14 protein-coding genes are annotated in these 16,475 nt (G+C 49.3%); 6 read left to right on the top strand and 8 right to left on the bottom strand.

Annotated features, from left to right (window positions below):
- Together fbaA and ACJAYR_RS00560 are read left to right on the top strand one after the other, a co-directional pair.
- Positions 1-1,077 carry a class II fructose-bisphosphate aldolase gene (gene fbaA, locus ACJAYR_RS00565; protein WP_415234786.1) on the top strand — a complete coding sequence of 359 codons (1,077 nt, stop codon included), beginning with the start codon at positions 1-3 and terminating at the stop codon, positions 1,075-1,077.
- A 70-nt stretch (positions 1,078-1,147) separates the two neighbouring features.
- Positions 1,148-1,453, top strand: a complete 306-nt coding sequence (locus tag ACJAYR_RS00560) for a hypothetical protein (protein WP_415234785.1) — start codon at positions 1,148-1,150, stop codon at positions 1,451-1,453.
- Between the two features lie 9 nt (positions 1,454-1,462).
- Here the strand turns inward: ACJAYR_RS00560 and ACJAYR_RS00555 are convergent, their stop codons facing one another.
- The 8 genes from ACJAYR_RS00555 to ACJAYR_RS00520 all read right to left on the bottom strand — a co-directional run bounded on the left by ACJAYR_RS00555 (position 1,463) and on the right by ACJAYR_RS00520 (position 12,591).
- Entirely contained in the window at positions 1,463-1,996 is a 534-nt protein-coding gene (locus ACJAYR_RS00555; protein WP_415234784.1) for a GNAT family N-acetyltransferase, read from the bottom strand.
- A 91-nt stretch (positions 1,997-2,087) separates the two neighbouring features.
- Complete coding sequence (locus ACJAYR_RS00550; protein ID WP_415234783.1) at positions 2,088-4,223, bottom strand: 3-hydroxyacyl-CoA dehydrogenase NAD-binding domain-containing protein; 2,136 nt, start codon at positions 4,221-4,223, stop codon at positions 2,088-2,090.
- 15 nt (positions 4,224-4,238) lie between these two features.
- On the bottom strand, positions 4,239-5,447 hold the full coding sequence (locus ACJAYR_RS00545) for an acetyl-CoA C-acetyltransferase (protein ID WP_415234782.1): 1,209 nt from the start codon (positions 5,445-5,447) through the stop codon (positions 4,239-4,241).
- A gap of 21 nt (positions 5,448-5,468) precedes the next feature.
- On the bottom strand, positions 5,469-6,605 hold the full coding sequence (locus tag ACJAYR_RS00540) for an acyl-CoA dehydrogenase family protein (RefSeq protein WP_415234781.1): 1,137 nt from the start codon (positions 6,603-6,605) through the stop codon (positions 5,469-5,471).
- Between the two features lie 146 nt (positions 6,606-6,751).
- Positions 6,752-8,542, bottom strand: a complete 1,791-nt coding sequence (locus ACJAYR_RS00535) for an acyl-CoA dehydrogenase C-terminal domain-containing protein (protein ID WP_169543269.1) — start codon at positions 8,540-8,542, stop codon at positions 6,752-6,754.
- 12 nt (positions 8,543-8,554) lie between these two features.
- Positions 8,555-10,888, bottom strand: coding sequence for a 3-hydroxyacyl-CoA dehydrogenase/enoyl-CoA hydratase family protein (locus ACJAYR_RS00530; RefSeq protein ID WP_415234780.1), 2,334 nt, complete (start codon positions 10,886-10,888; stop codon positions 8,555-8,557).
- Positions 10,889-10,890: 2 nt separating this feature from the next.
- Positions 10,891-12,027, bottom strand: coding sequence for a thiolase family protein (locus ACJAYR_RS00525; protein ID WP_415234779.1), 1,137 nt, complete (start codon positions 12,025-12,027; stop codon positions 10,891-10,893).
- Positions 12,028-12,177: 150 nt separating this feature from the next.
- Positions 12,178-12,591, bottom strand: coding sequence for a MerR family transcriptional regulator (locus ACJAYR_RS00520; protein WP_169543272.1), 414 nt, complete (start codon positions 12,589-12,591; stop codon positions 12,178-12,180).
- Between the two features lie 393 nt (positions 12,592-12,984).
- On the opposite strand from ACJAYR_RS00520, the gene ACJAYR_RS00515 reads away from it, so the two are divergent.
- The 4 genes from ACJAYR_RS00515 to ACJAYR_RS00500 all read left to right on the top strand — a co-directional run bounded on the left by ACJAYR_RS00515 (position 12,985) and on the right by ACJAYR_RS00500 (position 16,474).
- Positions 12,985-13,305 (top strand): ArsR/SmtB family transcription factor, encoded by a 321-nt coding sequence (locus ACJAYR_RS00515; RefSeq protein ID WP_415234778.1) that lies wholly within the window; start codon positions 12,985-12,987, stop codon positions 13,303-13,305.
- A gap of 112 nt (positions 13,306-13,417) precedes the next feature.
- Positions 13,418-14,341 carry a sulfite exporter TauE/SafE family protein gene (locus ACJAYR_RS00510; protein WP_415234777.1) on the top strand — a complete coding sequence of 308 codons (924 nt, stop codon included), beginning with the start codon at positions 13,418-13,420 and terminating at the stop codon, positions 14,339-14,341.
- A complete protein-coding gene (locus ACJAYR_RS00505; RefSeq protein ID WP_415234776.1) occupies positions 14,338-15,123 on the top strand; it encodes a TIGR02186 family protein in 786 nt (261 codons plus the stop codon). The genes ACJAYR_RS00510 and ACJAYR_RS00505 overlap by 4 nt, the downstream gene beginning before the upstream one ends.
- Positions 15,124-15,235: 112 nt before the next feature.
- Entirely contained in the window at positions 15,236-16,474 is a 1,239-nt protein-coding gene (locus tag ACJAYR_RS00500) for an MFS transporter (RefSeq protein ID WP_415234775.1), read from the top strand.
- Position 16,475: the final 1 nt, after the last annotated feature.

Here is a 16,475-nt window from a genome sequence, read left to right as displayed (position 1 = left end):
ATGACTTTGCAACTTCCAGCCGGTGTTGTTTTTGGTGAAGAATATCAGAAGCTGGTCAAAAACTGCAAAACGCACCGCTTTGCATTGCCGGCCGTCAATGTTGTTGGAACAAACTCAATCAATGCTGTCATGGAAGCCGCCGCACGGAATGGCTCTGACGTCATCATTCAGCTGTCCAATGGTGGCGCTGCATATTACGCAGGCCAGGGCCTTGAAGATGGCGAGGCGGCGAAAGTAATGGGGGCAGTCTCAGCGGCGCAGCATGTCCATCTTCTCGCCAAATACTACGGCATTTGTGCGGTTCTACATACGGACCATGCGAACCGGAAGCTGGTTCCCTGGATCGATGCGCTGATCGACTATGGCCATGACTACAAAAAACAGAACGGGGTGCCGCTTTTTTCTTCCCACATGCTCGACCTTTCAGAAGAATCGCTTGAGGACAATCTTGCGGAAAGTGAACGCATGTTGAAGCGGGCTGTCGAACTGGATATGAGCATTGAAATCGAACTGGGCATCACTGGCGGCGAAGAAGACGGCGTTGGCTCGGAGCTTGATACAATTGACAATAGCCGCCTTTACACACAACCCGAAGACGTGCTGGCCGCCTATGACAGGTTGAACGGTATTGGTCATTTTTCTGTCGCCGCGTCTTTTGGCAATGTTCACGGTGTTTACAAACCAGGTAATGTTCAGCTTCGCCCTGAAATTCTTCGCGAGTCTCAGGCACATGTGAAGCAGGTCCGCGGTCTGGCCGACGAAAACCCGCTCGATTTTGTGTTCCATGGTGGATCAGGCTCAGAAGTATCATCGATTGAACAAGCCATTGACTATGGTGTTTTCAAAATGAACATCGATACGGATACACAGTTTGCATTCGCTCAGGGTGTCGGGACCTATGTTGATGCCAATCCAGCCGCCTTCAAACACCAAATTCACCCGGAAACGGACGAGCCGCTGAAGAAAAAATACGATCCCCGGAAATGGCTGCGTGAAGGGGAGAAAAGCATTGTTGCACGGCTGGATCAGGCGTTTTCAGAATTACGCGCGAACGGAAAATCGGTCGCCAAACGCTAATTGTCAAAGGCTTGCTTAATTTATCCTCCTGTCCGTATTCTAATTGTTTGAAACGGGCAGGAGGAAAATAATGACAGAGTTCTTTATTGGTATCGCCGGCGTTCTGGTGGGTGCCCTGATCACATTAGCCGTTGATCTGCTAAAATATCGGCTTCAAACATCCAAGAGCAGAGATCTGGACAATCGGCGAAAAGCCCTTCTGGAGAGGATGCTGACACACCCGCCAAAGGAGACAGAGTGGCGCAGCCTAGCCTCATTATCCAGGGTCATTGGCGCCGACTATCCAACCACGACCCGCTTGCTGATTGAACTTGGCGCCCGGGGAAACGAAAAAGAAAACGAGGTCTGGGCCTTATTGCGCGAAAAGCCGCTTTGATCCCTAAGTCTATTCAGGTTCAAAAATAAGCGTTTCTTCTGGCTTCCCCGGAAGCCGCTCAGACCGAGCGTGATACAGTCCCAGACGTTCAAGCAGGCGCTGCGATGCTGTGTTATTCTGACTGGTAATGGCGATAATTGTGCCAAGTTTCAGAACATCATACCCATAGGTCAGCAAGGCTTGAGCCCCTTCAAAGGCATATCCCTTCCGCCAATGATCGGGCAGATAAGCAAAACCAACATCCGGAAATGGTAATTCTTTGCGTTTGATTAATCCTGACAGACCAATGGCCTCTCCGCTCTGCTTAAGAACAACAACGAAAGAGCCATATCCAATGGTTCGGTATTGCAAATGCAAATCCCGAATATAGTTACGGGCATCCTCTAGCCGATGGATGTCACGGTCGCCGATATATTTTAAAAAAGACGGTTGGTTCAGAAGTTCAAAAATAAATGCAGCATCGGACAGGCGGGCTTTTCGAAACATCAAGCGTTCTGTTTCAAAGATCAGGTCATTATTTCTGTCAGGTCTGCCCGTGGACATTTGGCCCCCTCTTTAGGCTGGCGAATAATGTCCTCTTAGCAGATTTGAGCGGTGCGATACAAATATATGTACCGCACCATTTCTTATTTCGTTAGGCCGCGTAAAAGGCCTCACCTTTTTCAGCCATACTTCTCAGGATCTTAGGCGGCGTGAAACGCGCACCGTAAGCTTGTGCCAAACGGTCACATTCTGAAACGAAAGTCTCAACCCCGGTCGTGTGGATCTGACTGATTGCCCCACCGCGTGACGGCGCAAAGCCCCACCCAAGAATAGAGCCAACATCTGCATCTTCTGGCGTTGTCACAACATTTTCTTCCAGACAGCGCGCCGTTTCAACAGACTGAATGAAGATCAAACGCTTGATCACTTCATCAACACTTGGTTGTTCCGCTTCCGGCAACTGCGGGAAATGTTCTGACAGTTCTTTCCAAAGATGTTTCTTACCCCCTTCAGGATAATCATAAAACCCTTTGCCTTCGCGCTTTCCAACCCGGCCCAGTTCTTCAACCATCTTTGTCACAGCATCATCACTGGGCGCCGCGATATACTTATCGCCAAGGTCTTCTTTTGTCTGGTTACGGATCTTGTAGATCAAATCCAGCGCAACCTCATCTGCAAGGGCAAGCGGACCAACCGGCATGCCTGCCATTTTACCGGCGTTGTCGATCAGCGCCGGGGATACCCCCTCGGCCAGCATCGCTATGCCTTCGCTGACATAGGTACCAAAAACCCGACTGGTATAAAAACCGCGGCTGTCATTTACAACGATCGGCGTTTTACGAATGGCTTTTACATAATCCATAGAACGCGCCAGCGTTTCCTGAGACGTTTCTTTACCGCAAATGATTTCAACCAATGGCATTTTATCGACCGGTGAGAAGAAGTGCAGGCCAATAAAATTGGCGGGCCGGTCACTGGCTTCAGCAAGACCTGAAATTGGCAAGGTCGATGTGTTGGATGCAAAAAGCGCTTCTTTTGCGATCACCGCTTCTGCTTTAGCGGTAACATCTGCCTTGATTTCCCGGTTTTCGAACACCGCCTCAATGACAAGTTCGGCGCCGGCCAACTGATCATAGTCAGTGGTTGCAGTAATGCGCGACAGGATACTTTCCGCTTTCGACGCATCCATCTTCTTCCGTTTCACGGCTTTGTCCAGCAACGCTTCTGAATAGGCTTTCCCTTTTTCAGCAGCAGCAAGATCCTGATCAATCAACACGACGTCAATGCCTGCCTTCGCGCTGACATAGGCGATACCAGCTCCCATCATGCCAGCTCCAAGAACGCCCACTTTAGTGAATTTCTGGGTCGGGATGTCTTTTGGACGGGAAGCCAGTTTATTGGCATTTCCAATACCGAAGAACAAACTGCGGATCATGTTTTTGGCTTCAGGTGTGCCGCAGGTTTTGACAAAATACCGGGTTTCGATCTTCAGACCATTATCGATATTGACGCAACATCCTTCATAGACGCAGGACATGATGTTCAGCGCCGCTGGATAGTTTCCGTTTGTTTTCTCCCGCAGCATTGCATTGCCCGCAGTGAAAGTCATCATACCGGATGGGCTCATCGGAGCACCGCCAGGAATGCGGAAGCCTTTTTTGTCCCAAGGCTGTACGGCATCTTCTGGTGTTGCAGATAAAATCCATTTTTTCGCGGCAGACACCAAATCATCCGATGAAACAATTTCATCAATAACGCCAATTTTAAGCGCCTTTTCCGGGCTTAAATGTGTGCCTTCCAGCAATAAAGGCAATGCAGCCTGAATGCCAATCATACGCGGCAAGCGCTGGGTTCCCCCGCCGCCTGGTAACAGACCGACTTTTACTTCTGGCAGTCCGATTTTGGCTTTTGGGTTATCAGCAGCCATACGCCGATGACACGCAAGACAGATTTCCAGCCCACCGCCTAGCGCGGTTCCATTGATCGCAGCAACGAACGGTTTTTTAGAAACCTCCATGGAACGGAACATCGTTTGCAACGCCATCCCGTTGGCAAACATTTCTTCTGCACCGTTCCAGCCCTGAAGCATCTCAAGATCCGCGCCCGCAATAAAGTCCGGTTTTCCTGAGGATATAACAACACCTTTGACAGCCTCATCGCTGATTGCTTTCTCGATTGCATCGGCAAAGGCTGGAATGCTGTCATTATTAAGCACGTTCATACTGCGGCCGGGCATATCCCATTCGATTGTCGCAATACCATCGGCATCAACTGAGTAATTAATCATTGTTCCCGATGCCCCTTATACACGTTCAATAATGGTTGCGGTGCCCATACCGGCGCCGACACAGAGTGTTATCAGCGCTGTATTCTGATCCCGACGTTCCAATTCATCCAGAACCGTTCCCAGGATCATCGCTCCTGTCGCACCAAGTGGATGCCCCATCGCAATTGCACCGCCGTTCACGTTTATTTCACTATGGTCCACATTCATGACATCCATAAAACGCAGAACCACTCCGGCAAAGGCTTCGTTCAGTTCCCAAAGATCAATGTCCGCGGCCGTCATACCGGCACGCTTCAACGCTTTTTCTGCCGCATAGCTAGGGCCGGTCAGCATGATGGAAGGTTCACTGCCGATAGAGGCAAAGGATTTAAAACGGGCACGTGCTTTCGCATTGATTTTCTGGCCCGCTTCCTTGTTGCCAATCAAAACCGCTGCGGATCCATCCACAATACCTGACGAGTTTCCGGCATGATGCACATGATTTAACTCTTCAACTTCCGGATACCGTTGTTTGATAACCGCATCAAACCCATATTGCGCGCCTTGCGCCGCAAAGGCTGGATCCAGCGCACCCAAAGACTGCATGGTTGTTTCCGGGCGCATATGCTCATCATGATCCAAGATAGTCAAACCGTTCATATCTTTCACTGGAATGACAGACTTGCTGAAATAGCCCTTATCCCATGAGTTTTTTGCCCGTTTCTGACTTTCCACGGCGTAAGAATCCACATCATCCCGGGAGTATCCCCATTTCGTACAGATCATATCCGCGCCAATTCCCTGAGGCGCAAAATAAGTACCAAACGCCACTTGCGGATCTGCCGACCAGGCCCCTCCTGACGAGCCCATTGGCACGCGCGACATACTTTCAACGCCGCCGCCAACAGTTAGATCACTTTGACCAGACATCACCTGCGCCGCTGCCATATTAACTGCTTCAAGGCCAGATGCACAAAAGCGATTAATCTGAACACCAGACGCTTTTTCATCATAGCCCGCATGAAGTGGGGCCACGCGCCCAATAACAGCGCCTTGTTCGCCCACCGGCTCAACACATCCTAAAATAACGTCATCCACCAGCGACGTGTCCAACTCGTTGCGTTCCTGAACCGCTTTCAGCGTTGCAGCAGCCAGATTTACCGGTGTTACCTCATGCAGAGACCCGCTGGCGCGTCCTTTTCCGCGAGGAGTCCTCACGGCATCATAGATAAATGCTTCTGTCATACTTTCCTCCTGTCGCCGCATTTAGAGAGAGCGGCTGATTATTTCTTTCATGATTTCATTTGTGCCGCCATAAATGCGCTGCACACGGGCATCGGCGTAACTTCTCGCCACACGATATTCCCACATAAATCCATATCCACCGTGAAGCTGCAGGCATTCGTCTATCAGCTTGTTCTCAAGGTCAGAACACCAGTATTTTGCCATCGCTGCGGTTGGAACATCCAGCTCGCCCTTCAGCAACTCCTCGATACATTTATCAACAAAAACCCGGGCGATCTGAAGTTCTGTCTTCATTTCGGCAAGTTTGAATTTTGAATTCTGAAACTGAATGATGTTCTTGCCAAACGCAGACCGGCTTTTTGTGTAGTCGATGGTGTCTTCCAGAACCGCTTCCATCGTGGCGGTTGCCCCAATCGCAATTTGCAAACGCTCCCACGCCAGTTCCTGCATCAAGCAGAAGAAACCTTTTCCTTCGCCGCCCAGCATGTTGCTTGCCGGGACACGGACATCATCAAAAAACAGCTCTGCTGTATCCTGAGCCTTAAGCCCCAGTTTATCAAGATTGCGGCCTTTTTCGAAACCCGGTGTTCCTGTTTCCACCAAAAACAGCGTCGTCCCCTTAGCACCTGCTTCAGGATCAGTTTTCGTGACAACAATGACAAGATCACACATATAGCCATTTGTAATGAACGTCTTTGAGCCATTGATGATATATTCGTCGCCCTCTTTAACCGCCCGCGTTTTAACACCTTGCAAATCAGAACCGGCCCCCGGTTCCGTCATGGCAATTGCACCGATCATCTCGCCGCTGGCCAGCTTTGGCAAATATTTCTTCTTCTGTTCTTCGGTGCCGTAATTAAGAATATAGGGTGCTACAATTTCTGAATGCAGGCCAAAACCTGGACCTGACGCACCGGCCCGGGCCTGTTCTTCCATCATGATAATGCTGTACAGTTTGTCCGCCCCGGCGCCACCATATTCTTCAGGGATAGGCATACACAAAAGGCCTTGTTTTCCGGCTTCTGTCCAGGCCTCCCGACTGATCTGACCATCCTTTTCCCATTGGGCGTGATACGGCATAATATGCTCTTCGTAAAACCGGCGAACGGATTCGCGGAAGATATTATGCTCCTCTTGGAAAAGTGTCCTCTCCATCATTATAGCAATTCCCTTAGTTAATTGTTTTTATTCGTTTATTTGTTCATTAATGACAATTTGTCAATTTTTTGACATAAAAAAAGCCGGAACGTCAATAAAGGCGGTAATAGTGTTCACCATTACCGCCCCTATTTCAATACCAGATCTTAAAACGCTTCGGCGTCCAGCGCCATCATGGTTTCAGAACCTGCGCTCATCTTGACCAACAGGGATGAAACATCTGGAATCATGCGCTCGAAAAAGAATTTAGCGGTGACAAGTTTGGTTTCGAAGAATTGTTTATCTTCGGCCCCTTCCGCTAATTTCTCTTTAGAAATCTTGGCCATCTGTGCCCACATAAAGCCCAGTGCAACCAAGCCGAACATCTTAAGATATTCAGTTGAAGCTGCTCCTGCTTCATCCGGGTTTTTCATTCCCTTTTCGCCCAACATCGCAGTCCCCTGCTGAAGCTTTGCAAAGGCTTTTGCCAAAGGCATAACATAGTCTTTCATCTCAGGGTTCATCATGTTTTCCTGAATGAACGCGTCCACTGGATGGAAGAACTGACGAAGCGAGCGCCCAAGATTAGCTGGAATTTTACGACCCACCAGATCGAGAGCCTGAATACCGTTCGCACCTTCATAAATCTGGGTAATCCGGGCATCCCGGACAAACTGTTCCATACCCCATTCATGAATATAGCCATGACCGCCATAGCATTGCATTGCGGTCGCGCTAAGTTCAAATCCCATATCCGTGAAGTAAGCCTTGATCACGGGTGTCAGCAAGCCAAGTGCTTCATCCGCCGCGGCACGTTCCTCCGCATCAGGATGTTTTTCCACCATATCGACTTTCAAACCGGCCCAAAGACCCAACGCGCGGGCCCCTTCCGTGAACGCCCGGCACATCAGCAGATTTCTGCGAATGTCAGGATGAACGATAATTGGATCGGCTGCCTTTTCAGGCGCTTTAACACCAGAAATCGAACGTCCCTGAAGACGGTCTTTGGAATATTCAACGGCGTTTTGATAGGCGACCTCTGCCTGTGATAACCCCTGAACGCCCACACCCAATCGGGCGGCGTTCATCATAGTGAACATGGCACGCATACCTTTATGGGCTTCGCCCAACAGGTATCCGGTGGCGTCCTCATAGTTCATGACACAGGTTGAATTTCCGTGGATCCCCATTTTATGTTCGATCGATCCACAGGCAACACCGTTCCGGTCTGCCGGGTTTTCGTTACTGTCCAAATTGAATTTTGGAACAATAAACAGGGACACGCCCTTAATACCATCAGGTCCGCCCGGGATCTTGGCCAAGACCAGGTGAACGATATTTTCAGCCATATCGTGCTCACCAGCAGAAATGAAAATCTTTGTACCGGTGATTTTATAGGTACCATCGTCCTGCGGAACTGCTTTTGTTCGCATCAACCCCAGATCCGTTCCGCAATGCGGTTCGGTCAGGTTCATGGTTCCTGTCCATTCACCAGACACCATTTTCGGCAACCACATCCGTTTCTGCTCGTCCGTACCATGCTTGTAAATTGCAGCATAGGCACCATGCGTGAGCCCCGGATACATGCCAAACGCCATATTGGCAGAGCTCATCATTTCGGCCAAGGCAATCCCAATCACGTGGGGCAAGCCTTGTCCGCCATATTCTGGATCGGCATCAATGCCCATCCAGCCGCCTTCGCGGTAATGGTCGTAGGCTTCTTTAAAGCCTGTTGGTGTTGTGACTTCTCCGTCCTTCCACGTACAACCTTCTTTATCACCTACCTGATTGAGAGGTTGAACAACCTCTTCCATCATTTTGGCACCTTCGCTCAAAATCGCATCAACCATATCTGGTGTTGCATCTTCGAAGCCCGGCAGGTTTGTCATGCTGTCCAGACCCAACAGGTCATTCAGCACAAACTTGATATCTTTAACAGGGGCGTTGTAAATCGGCATTATCGAACTCCCTTAATTACGCAATGGCTTGCCGGTGGTCAGCATATGCTCAATCCGGTCAAGTGTTTTATGGTTCCTGATAAGGGTCATGAACCCTTCCTGTTCCAGTTCCAGCAGCTTTTTCTCTGTGACAGGCTCTGTAATGTCGGTATCACCACCGGACAGAACTCTTGCCACTTGCTCGCTCACAACGGCGTCATACGCAGTTGCCCGGCCCATGGTCACAAAACCTGAAACCGCCATATCAAAAGCAGCCGCGGCAGAAGGACCTGGCAGATAGGCTTCCTGACGCTCTGGGGCTTCATACCCTTCAGCAAGTTGCAGCGCCTTCTTCTTGGCATCCGCAAGAACCCGTTTACGGTTCATGGTGATCTCATCCCCTTCACGGAGAATAAGCTGATCACGGGCTTCCGCCGCACTGGTTGAAACTTTTGCGGTTGAGATCGCTTCGAACACGCCAGATAAGGCTGGCATCGCGCCGCCGGGACGGCGCTTATTGTGCATCGCCCGCATGACAAGCTCTTTACAACCACCAAATCCAGGGATAACACCAACGCCCACTTCCACAAGTCCCATATAGCTCTCGGCATGGGCCTGTACAGCGTCTGCGGCAAGAACGATCTCACAACCACCGCCCAGTGCCATACCGGCAGGAGCCGCAACAACAGGGAACGGCGCGTATTTCAACTTCATCAAGGCATTCTGGCCTTCAGAAATTGAGTTTTCGATCACAGGCCACATGGCAGCGTTCGCCGCAAACAGGGCGAGACCAACATTGGCACCGACGGAGAAGTTATCTGCATCATGACCAATGACAAGTGCCTTGAAACCTTTCTTGTTCAGTTTGGACGCCTGACCAAGCATGGTGACAATATCCTGATCGATTGAGTTCATCTTCGTATGAAGCTCTAGACAGGCCACGCCATCGCCAAGATCCCAGATACTGGCTCCTCTATTCGACATGACCGGCTCGTTACCACGCTTGATGTCAGCGAGTGTCCACGCACCTTCAGCCACAGGCACAACGGCATATTCACCGTCCACCGTCATATAAAGAGCATCTGTTCCTTCTTCTTTATAAAGCGGGCGATCACCCACTTTCTTCAGGAAGGCAGGAACCGGCATACCGTCCGCTTCCAAACGGTCGATAAAATACTGTACGCCCATTTGATTCAACTGCTCAAACGGGCCATATTTCCACGCATAACCGGTTTTCATTGCACTATCGATGGCAATGATATCATCTGCAATTTCGCCGACCAGGGAGGCTGAATAGGAAATGACCTTTGACAGGATAGACCAAGCATATCTGCCCCCGACATCATCTGTTTCAACCAGCGCCCGCAGACCTTTGCGCGCCGCTTTCACAGATTTCAGGTTCGGCTTCTCTGCTTTTGCATATTCACCGGTTTTAAGATTGCGGGCTTCTTTGGTTTTTTTCCCGCCTTCTTTGTTCATCCGGTAAAAGCCACCCTTGCCTTTACGGCCGGTATACCCTTCGTCGATCATCTTGGCGATGGTCGCAACCATCGGGTGATCGGCGTCATATTCCTGACAGAACGGGTCACTTTCGGGCAGTTCGTTCAACATGCTTTCGTTGACTTTCGGCCCAAGATCAATACCGGTGAGATCGCCCAGACCGAAGATACCGGTACTTGGGATACCCATAGGCTTTCCGCAAACCGCATCAGCCTCTTCTACGCTCATATCAAGATCGAACGCTGATTTGATCGCAACGAATGACCAGTAAATCCCGATCCGGTTTCCGATAAAACCGGGCGTATCGTAGCAGTCAACAACCTCTTTACCGAGGGAAACATCGGCAAATTGACGCAACTCTTCAATAGCATCCTCGCGGGTCTGCTCACCCTTTACCAGTTCAAACAACCGCATGTAGCGCGGAGGATTAAAGAAATGGGTGATTGCAAAATCACGCTGCAGGCTGTCTGGCATTCCGGCCATGAGCGTTTTCAGCGGGATGGTTGACGTGTTAGACGTAACAATGGAGCCTTTTTTGCGAACCGCATCAAGCTTTGTGTAAAGATCCTGCTTCAGATTTGGCCGCTCAATAATCGCTTCAACAATCCAGTCACAATCAGCGACAAGATCAAGATTGTCTTCCAGATTTCCAGTTGTGACCAGCTTTGCGTTCCGTTTATGCATAAACGGCGCAGGCTTCGTCTTCAACATTTTGGCGACAGCGCCCTCCGCCAGCATGTTACGGTTATCCGCACCCTCGGGCACGATATCCAGCAACACAGCGGGAATCCCTGCATTGGCGACATGGGCGGCAATCGCAGCACCCATCACGCCAGCACCTATTACGGCTACTTTTTCAATAGCCATGATTAGCAAGCCTCCAGAACAGTCGCGATCCCCTGACCACCACCAATACACTGTGTTGCAAGACCCAGAGATTTACCTTCACGCTGAAGCAGGCTTGCAACCTTACCTGTGATCCGAGCACCTGTTGCCCCCATTGGATGGCCCAACGCAATGGCACCACCGTCAAGGTTTGTATTGTCGTATTTCATACCGGATTCTTTAAGCACCGCCAAAGACTGAGCAGCAAACGCTTCGTTCAGTTCGATAATATCGATGTCCTGCAAAGTAAGGCCTGCCCGCTTAAGTGCTTTTTCAGTTGCTGGAACCGGGCCGATCCCCATAATTTCAGGAGCACATCCTGCAACGGCGATGGATTTAATCCGTGCCATTTTAACAAGGCCATTTGCGTCCGCATATTCTTCTGAACAAACAAGCGTCGCAGACGCGCCGTCCGTCAATGGCGAAGATGTTGCCGCTGTTACAGTGCCCGCTTCGTCAAAAGCAGGCTTCAGGCCAGCAAGTGTTTCCAATGTGGTTTCCGGACGGATACAGCCATCCTGTTCAACCCGAATATTTCCCTGAACGATTGGAATAATTTCGTCATCGAATTTCCCTGCAGCACGGGCCGCCGCCGCGCGGGCATGGCTTTCCACTGCCATTTCTTCCTGTTCCTGGCGTGAAATGGAATATTGCTTGGCAAGATTTTCGGCCGTAATCCCCATGGAAACATACGCTTCTGGATATTCCTTATACAGCGCCGGATGCGGCGCAGGATTAAAGCCGCCCATTGGAACCCGTGTCATGCTCTCGATGCCACCACAAATGAACACGTCGCCCGCGCCCATCTGAATAGACCCAGCGGCCATGTGAATGGCCTGCATTGAAGAGCCACAGAACCGGTTCACGGTTGTCGCTGCTGCCGATTTTGGAATACCTGCAAGAAAACTGATGATACGAGCGACATTGAGGCCCTGCTCACCTTCCGGGAAAGCACTACCAATGATGACATCTTCAATATCCTGAACATTTACGCCGCTTTTCTCGATCAGCCCTTTAACAACCTGACCGGTCATTTCATCGGGTCTGATCCTAACCATTTCCCCTTTATTCGCGAGGGTAAATGGAGAACGAGCGTATCCTGCGATGACCACGTTTTTCATGATCTAAATTTCCTTTCAGACATTTCATGTTCCGCCTACCCTGTCTGGAGACGGATTTAAAGGTGACAATTTTCTTATCTTTTACGACCCCGACAGGCCTTCTCGATGGAGGGACTTATGGCAGCTGTCGGAACAATTCTAATCTGTTGGCTAAGCGAGCTTTTTCTTAACTTCGGTTTCTCCAGCCTCTTGCAGAACAAGATGATCTTTTAGATCTGAAATTCCTTGTTCCAGTTCACCAATCGCTTCATTAATATCTTGGCGCTGCACCATAAGCTTTTCAAGCTGCTCTTCGCATTTTTGCAAAGTATATTTTAACTGCTCTGTTAATTCGCCTTCAGGATTATAAAGATCGATCATCTTTTTAATCTCTTGAAGACTGAACCCAAGCCGCCGCCCTCTCAGAATCAATTTCAAACGAGCCCTGTCACCACGGGAATAAACGCGGGTAAGCCCTTCACGGCCAGGCTCAACCAATCCTTTATCTTCATAAAAGCGGATTGTTCGGGATGTTACGCCAAATTCTTCCGCCAGATCCGTAATGGAATAACGTGCTTCACTCATGGTTTTCCATCCAAAATACTGAATTAACAATAATGCGACTATAGTTGACGTTTACGTAAACGTCAATTCGCCTTTACGTAAACGTCAAAAAAAACGTGACAAACCTTCACATTTCCGTGCATATTCACGTTGTATTTGCTAATTTAGCGGTACAAATGTAACATTTCTCGATCCATTTTTTTCAAAAATAAAGTAAAACCAATACTTTACCGATTATTTGAAAATTGGGTCGATAGTACTGATTTTTAAAACAACGCTTACCAACCCGTAGTTCCAAAACGAAATCTACAGAACTGGGACTGTATTTTTTGTTTCTCGCGCATACGCAAGAGAGCGGGATGGCATATGTAAACAAGCGTCTATTTGTAACCGTGCAACAGGGGGAGCACAAACATGGAGGCATCAACCGCGAGCGATCGCAGTTATACCGAACTTGCTGACGTCTTACCGAGAGCAAGCAAGATTTTGAAATCAATCGGCAATCAACGACGGCTTGAAATCCTAACCTGCCTTTCAAAAGAAGAGCTGTCCGTTGGAGAACTCGAAAGAAAGATTAAGATAAGTCAATCCGCACTCTCTCAACATTTAGGCAGACTGCGCAGAGACGACATTGTTACGACCCGAAGAGAAGCACAGACAATTTATTACTCTTTGTATAATGACAATATTCTTAAGCTTCTGAATTCGATTCATATCACAGCAGCCCAAGCCTAATTCGACATTTTTTATTCCTTTTCAAAAGGAATTATTACAATTTGTCCGTAATTATTGTATAGGCAGGGATAGTTTGATTATCAATTACCTGAAAAAAGGGTAAAATCGGAATATGCCTGTCTACCTACCCATAGCGGAAATTTCAGTAAATCTGTTTCTGATCTTGGGTATGGGCGGCGCTGTTGGATTGCTCTCAGGGATGTTTGGTGTCGGTGGGGGCTTTTTGATGACACCGCTCCTTATCCTGACCGGAATACCGCCTGCTGTTGCTGTTGCAACAGGCGCCAATCAGCTCGTCGCTGCCAGTGTTTCTGGTGTCCTGGCCCATTGGCGCCGAGGAAATGTCGACTTCAAGATGGGCTTTGTCCTGCTCATTGGCGGTGTCGTTGGCTCATCCCTCGGCACCTGGATTTTTGCACTGCTAAAGTCCGCTGGCCAAATTGACCTCCTCATTTCACTTTCCTATGTCGTGTTTCTGGGCATTATCGGCGGCCTGATGCTTTTTGAAAGCCTTGGCGCTTTGCTTCGCAACCGCAAAGGCGGCGTCAGACGCAAGAAACTCCACCAGCATTACTGGATCCACGGCCTTCCGTTCAAGATGCGCTTTAGAAAGTCCAAACTGTATATCAGCGCGCTGATGCCCCTGGGCCTCGGCTTCTTGGTGGGCATTCTGTCCGCGATCATGGGTGTTGGCGGCGGTTTTGTCATGGTCCCTGCCATGATCTACCTGCTGGGAATGCCGACCTCAGTCGTTATTGGCACCTCGCTCTTTCAAATCATATTTGTTACCGCCAACGTCACCTTTTTGCAGTCCGTCGCCACCCAAACAGTTGATGTGATGCTTGCCCTTCTTTTAATGAGCAGCGCAGTTGTAGGCGCGCAGTTTGGCACCCGAATTGGCGCAAAAATGAAAGGCGAGCAGGTTCGTTCCCTTCTTGCAGCACTTGTTCTGGCTGTTTGTATCAAACTGGCTTTTGATTTGGTCCTGACGCCAGATGATCTTTACAGCTTTGGATTTGTAGGAGGAAAAGGATGAAACGTCTTCCCTTCCTGCATTCAATGCTTTGCCTCAATCTTATTGTCGGCTTTTTCTGCGGCACTTCTTTGAAAACCGCAAATGCTGATGGCTCGCTGGTCACAGACATTTCTTCCCATCTGATTTCTGTAACCTCCGATTTTACCGGCACTGATCTCCTTCTTTTTGGAACGATCAGGACAGACACGCAGGACCTTGAAGACGAATATGGCGACATCATTATTGTCGTTCGCGGCCCTGAAAAAGAAGTTGTTGTGCGAAAGAAAGAAAGGGTACTGGGCGTATGGGCGAACACGCAGTCGGTGAAATTGGCAAAAATACCCAGCTTCTATGCGTCTGCCAGCAGTCGCCCTGTGGAAGAAATCGCTTCTGAATCAACCCTTGCCCGCCTCAGAATTGGCTCGCAACGGCTTGTCTTTCAATCAAGCAGTACCAAGAAAGAAACAAAAGAATTTCGCAAAGCCGTTATTCGTCAACAACAAGAAGCACAGCTCTATATCGATAGCCAGTCAACTGTTCAGTTTTTAGGCCCGTCCCTGTTCCGAACCACCATTGATTTTCCAGCCAATGTTTCCGTCGGCACCTATGTCGCAGAATTCTATCTGTTTCGAAGCGGCGAATTGGTCAGCGCACAATCATCGCCACTCTTCATCGAAAAGGTGGGATTAGGACGACGTATTTTTGATTTCGCCCAGAACTACCCGGTCCTGCACGGTCTGGCGGCGATCTTACTTGCTCTCCTTGCCGGGTGGGTTGCCTCGGCCGTCTTCCGTAAAGACTAAGACGCACAAGAACATTCCCACACCTCGAACATTCTGCTAATGATAATATAAAATCAAGCAGGGCCGCAAAACCAAAAACATTCGGTCTTCTGCACCCGTCTGGAGCCGAAACTTGCCGAACCGACAAACATCAGAATTTTCAGGAATGGCGCTTGCTGTCGTTTTTCTTTGTTTTTGTATTGGCGTTATTGGCCGGATGGTCCCTGAACATTTTCCGAATCTGGTTGGTCCCCTGTTTCAAGAATTCGGCTGGGTTCGTAGTCAAATCGCCTCTATTTTTTCAGTTTGCGCGCTGGCAACCGGCTTGTCTGGCCCGGTTGCAGGATTTTTATACGACAGAATGGGGCCGCGAAAGCTTTATTCAATTGGCCTTTGCTTTGCCGGCGGCGGCCTGATCATCGCCGGGAATGCAACCGGAATCTGGCATTTTTATCTGGGTTTGGGCGTTGCAGTTGGATTTGCGGCGGCATGCTGCGGCAATGTTGTCAATTCCGCATTGGTGAGCCGCTGGTATCACGCAAAACTACCGCTCGCCATCGCCATCGTTTTTTCATCTCTGGGGGCAGGCAGTTTTTTAGGCCTTTCTCTTTCGCAGATCCTGATCACCAATCTGGGATGGCGTTCAACTGAAATTGTTATGGGCTTTGGGATATTGGCGATCATACCAATTATTCTCCTGCTGCCCTGGAAGAAACTTAACAGTGGTCGTCCTATTCCATCCTCCCAAGATGCCGTATCCCCGTCAGTCATGGCAACACAGAACATGTCATTGAAGCAAGCCATGAAAACGCCAAGTTTTTGGGGATTTGCCTCTGTTTTCTTTGTCACGGCAAACGGCATGTATTCGATTGTTATTCAAAGCGTGACCTATCTGATTGAAAAAGGCATGACGCCCGTTGAAAGTTCGTTCAACATTGGATTGACCGGCTTATTCATTCCCGTTGGCATGATTTCCTGCGGCTATTTCCTTACGCGCTTCAACAATATTGTAGTGGCGTTGGGAACTTACGCCTTCACAATGATCGGCGTTGCGTTTTTGTGGATGTTTGACGGCCCCTCACACTATTGGGCGGTCATTGGATTTATTCTCTTTTTTGGGCTGACCATGGGGACCCGCGGACCGGTCGTCGGCTCCTTTGCTGCAAAAATTTTTAGAGGAAAAAATTTCGGGGTCATATATGGCAGCATAACAACGGGCGGTGGCTTGGGGGCAGCTTCTGGCTCTTTTATTAGCGGGTGGATCTATGATATAAGTCAAAGTTACGAAGCTGTTTTCTCATTTTCTTTGATTTGTCTGGTTGTTGGAGCCCTGCCCTTCCTGGTTATTCCCACCATCAGAAATCAAGCCTAAA

It is taken from the genome of Sneathiella sp., assembly GCF_047631475.1.
GTDB lineage: Bacteria > Pseudomonadota > Alphaproteobacteria > Sneathiellales > Sneathiellaceae > Sneathiella.
Note: the sequence above shows the minus strand (reverse complement) of the source record. Positions and strands in the feature narration are given on the sequence as shown.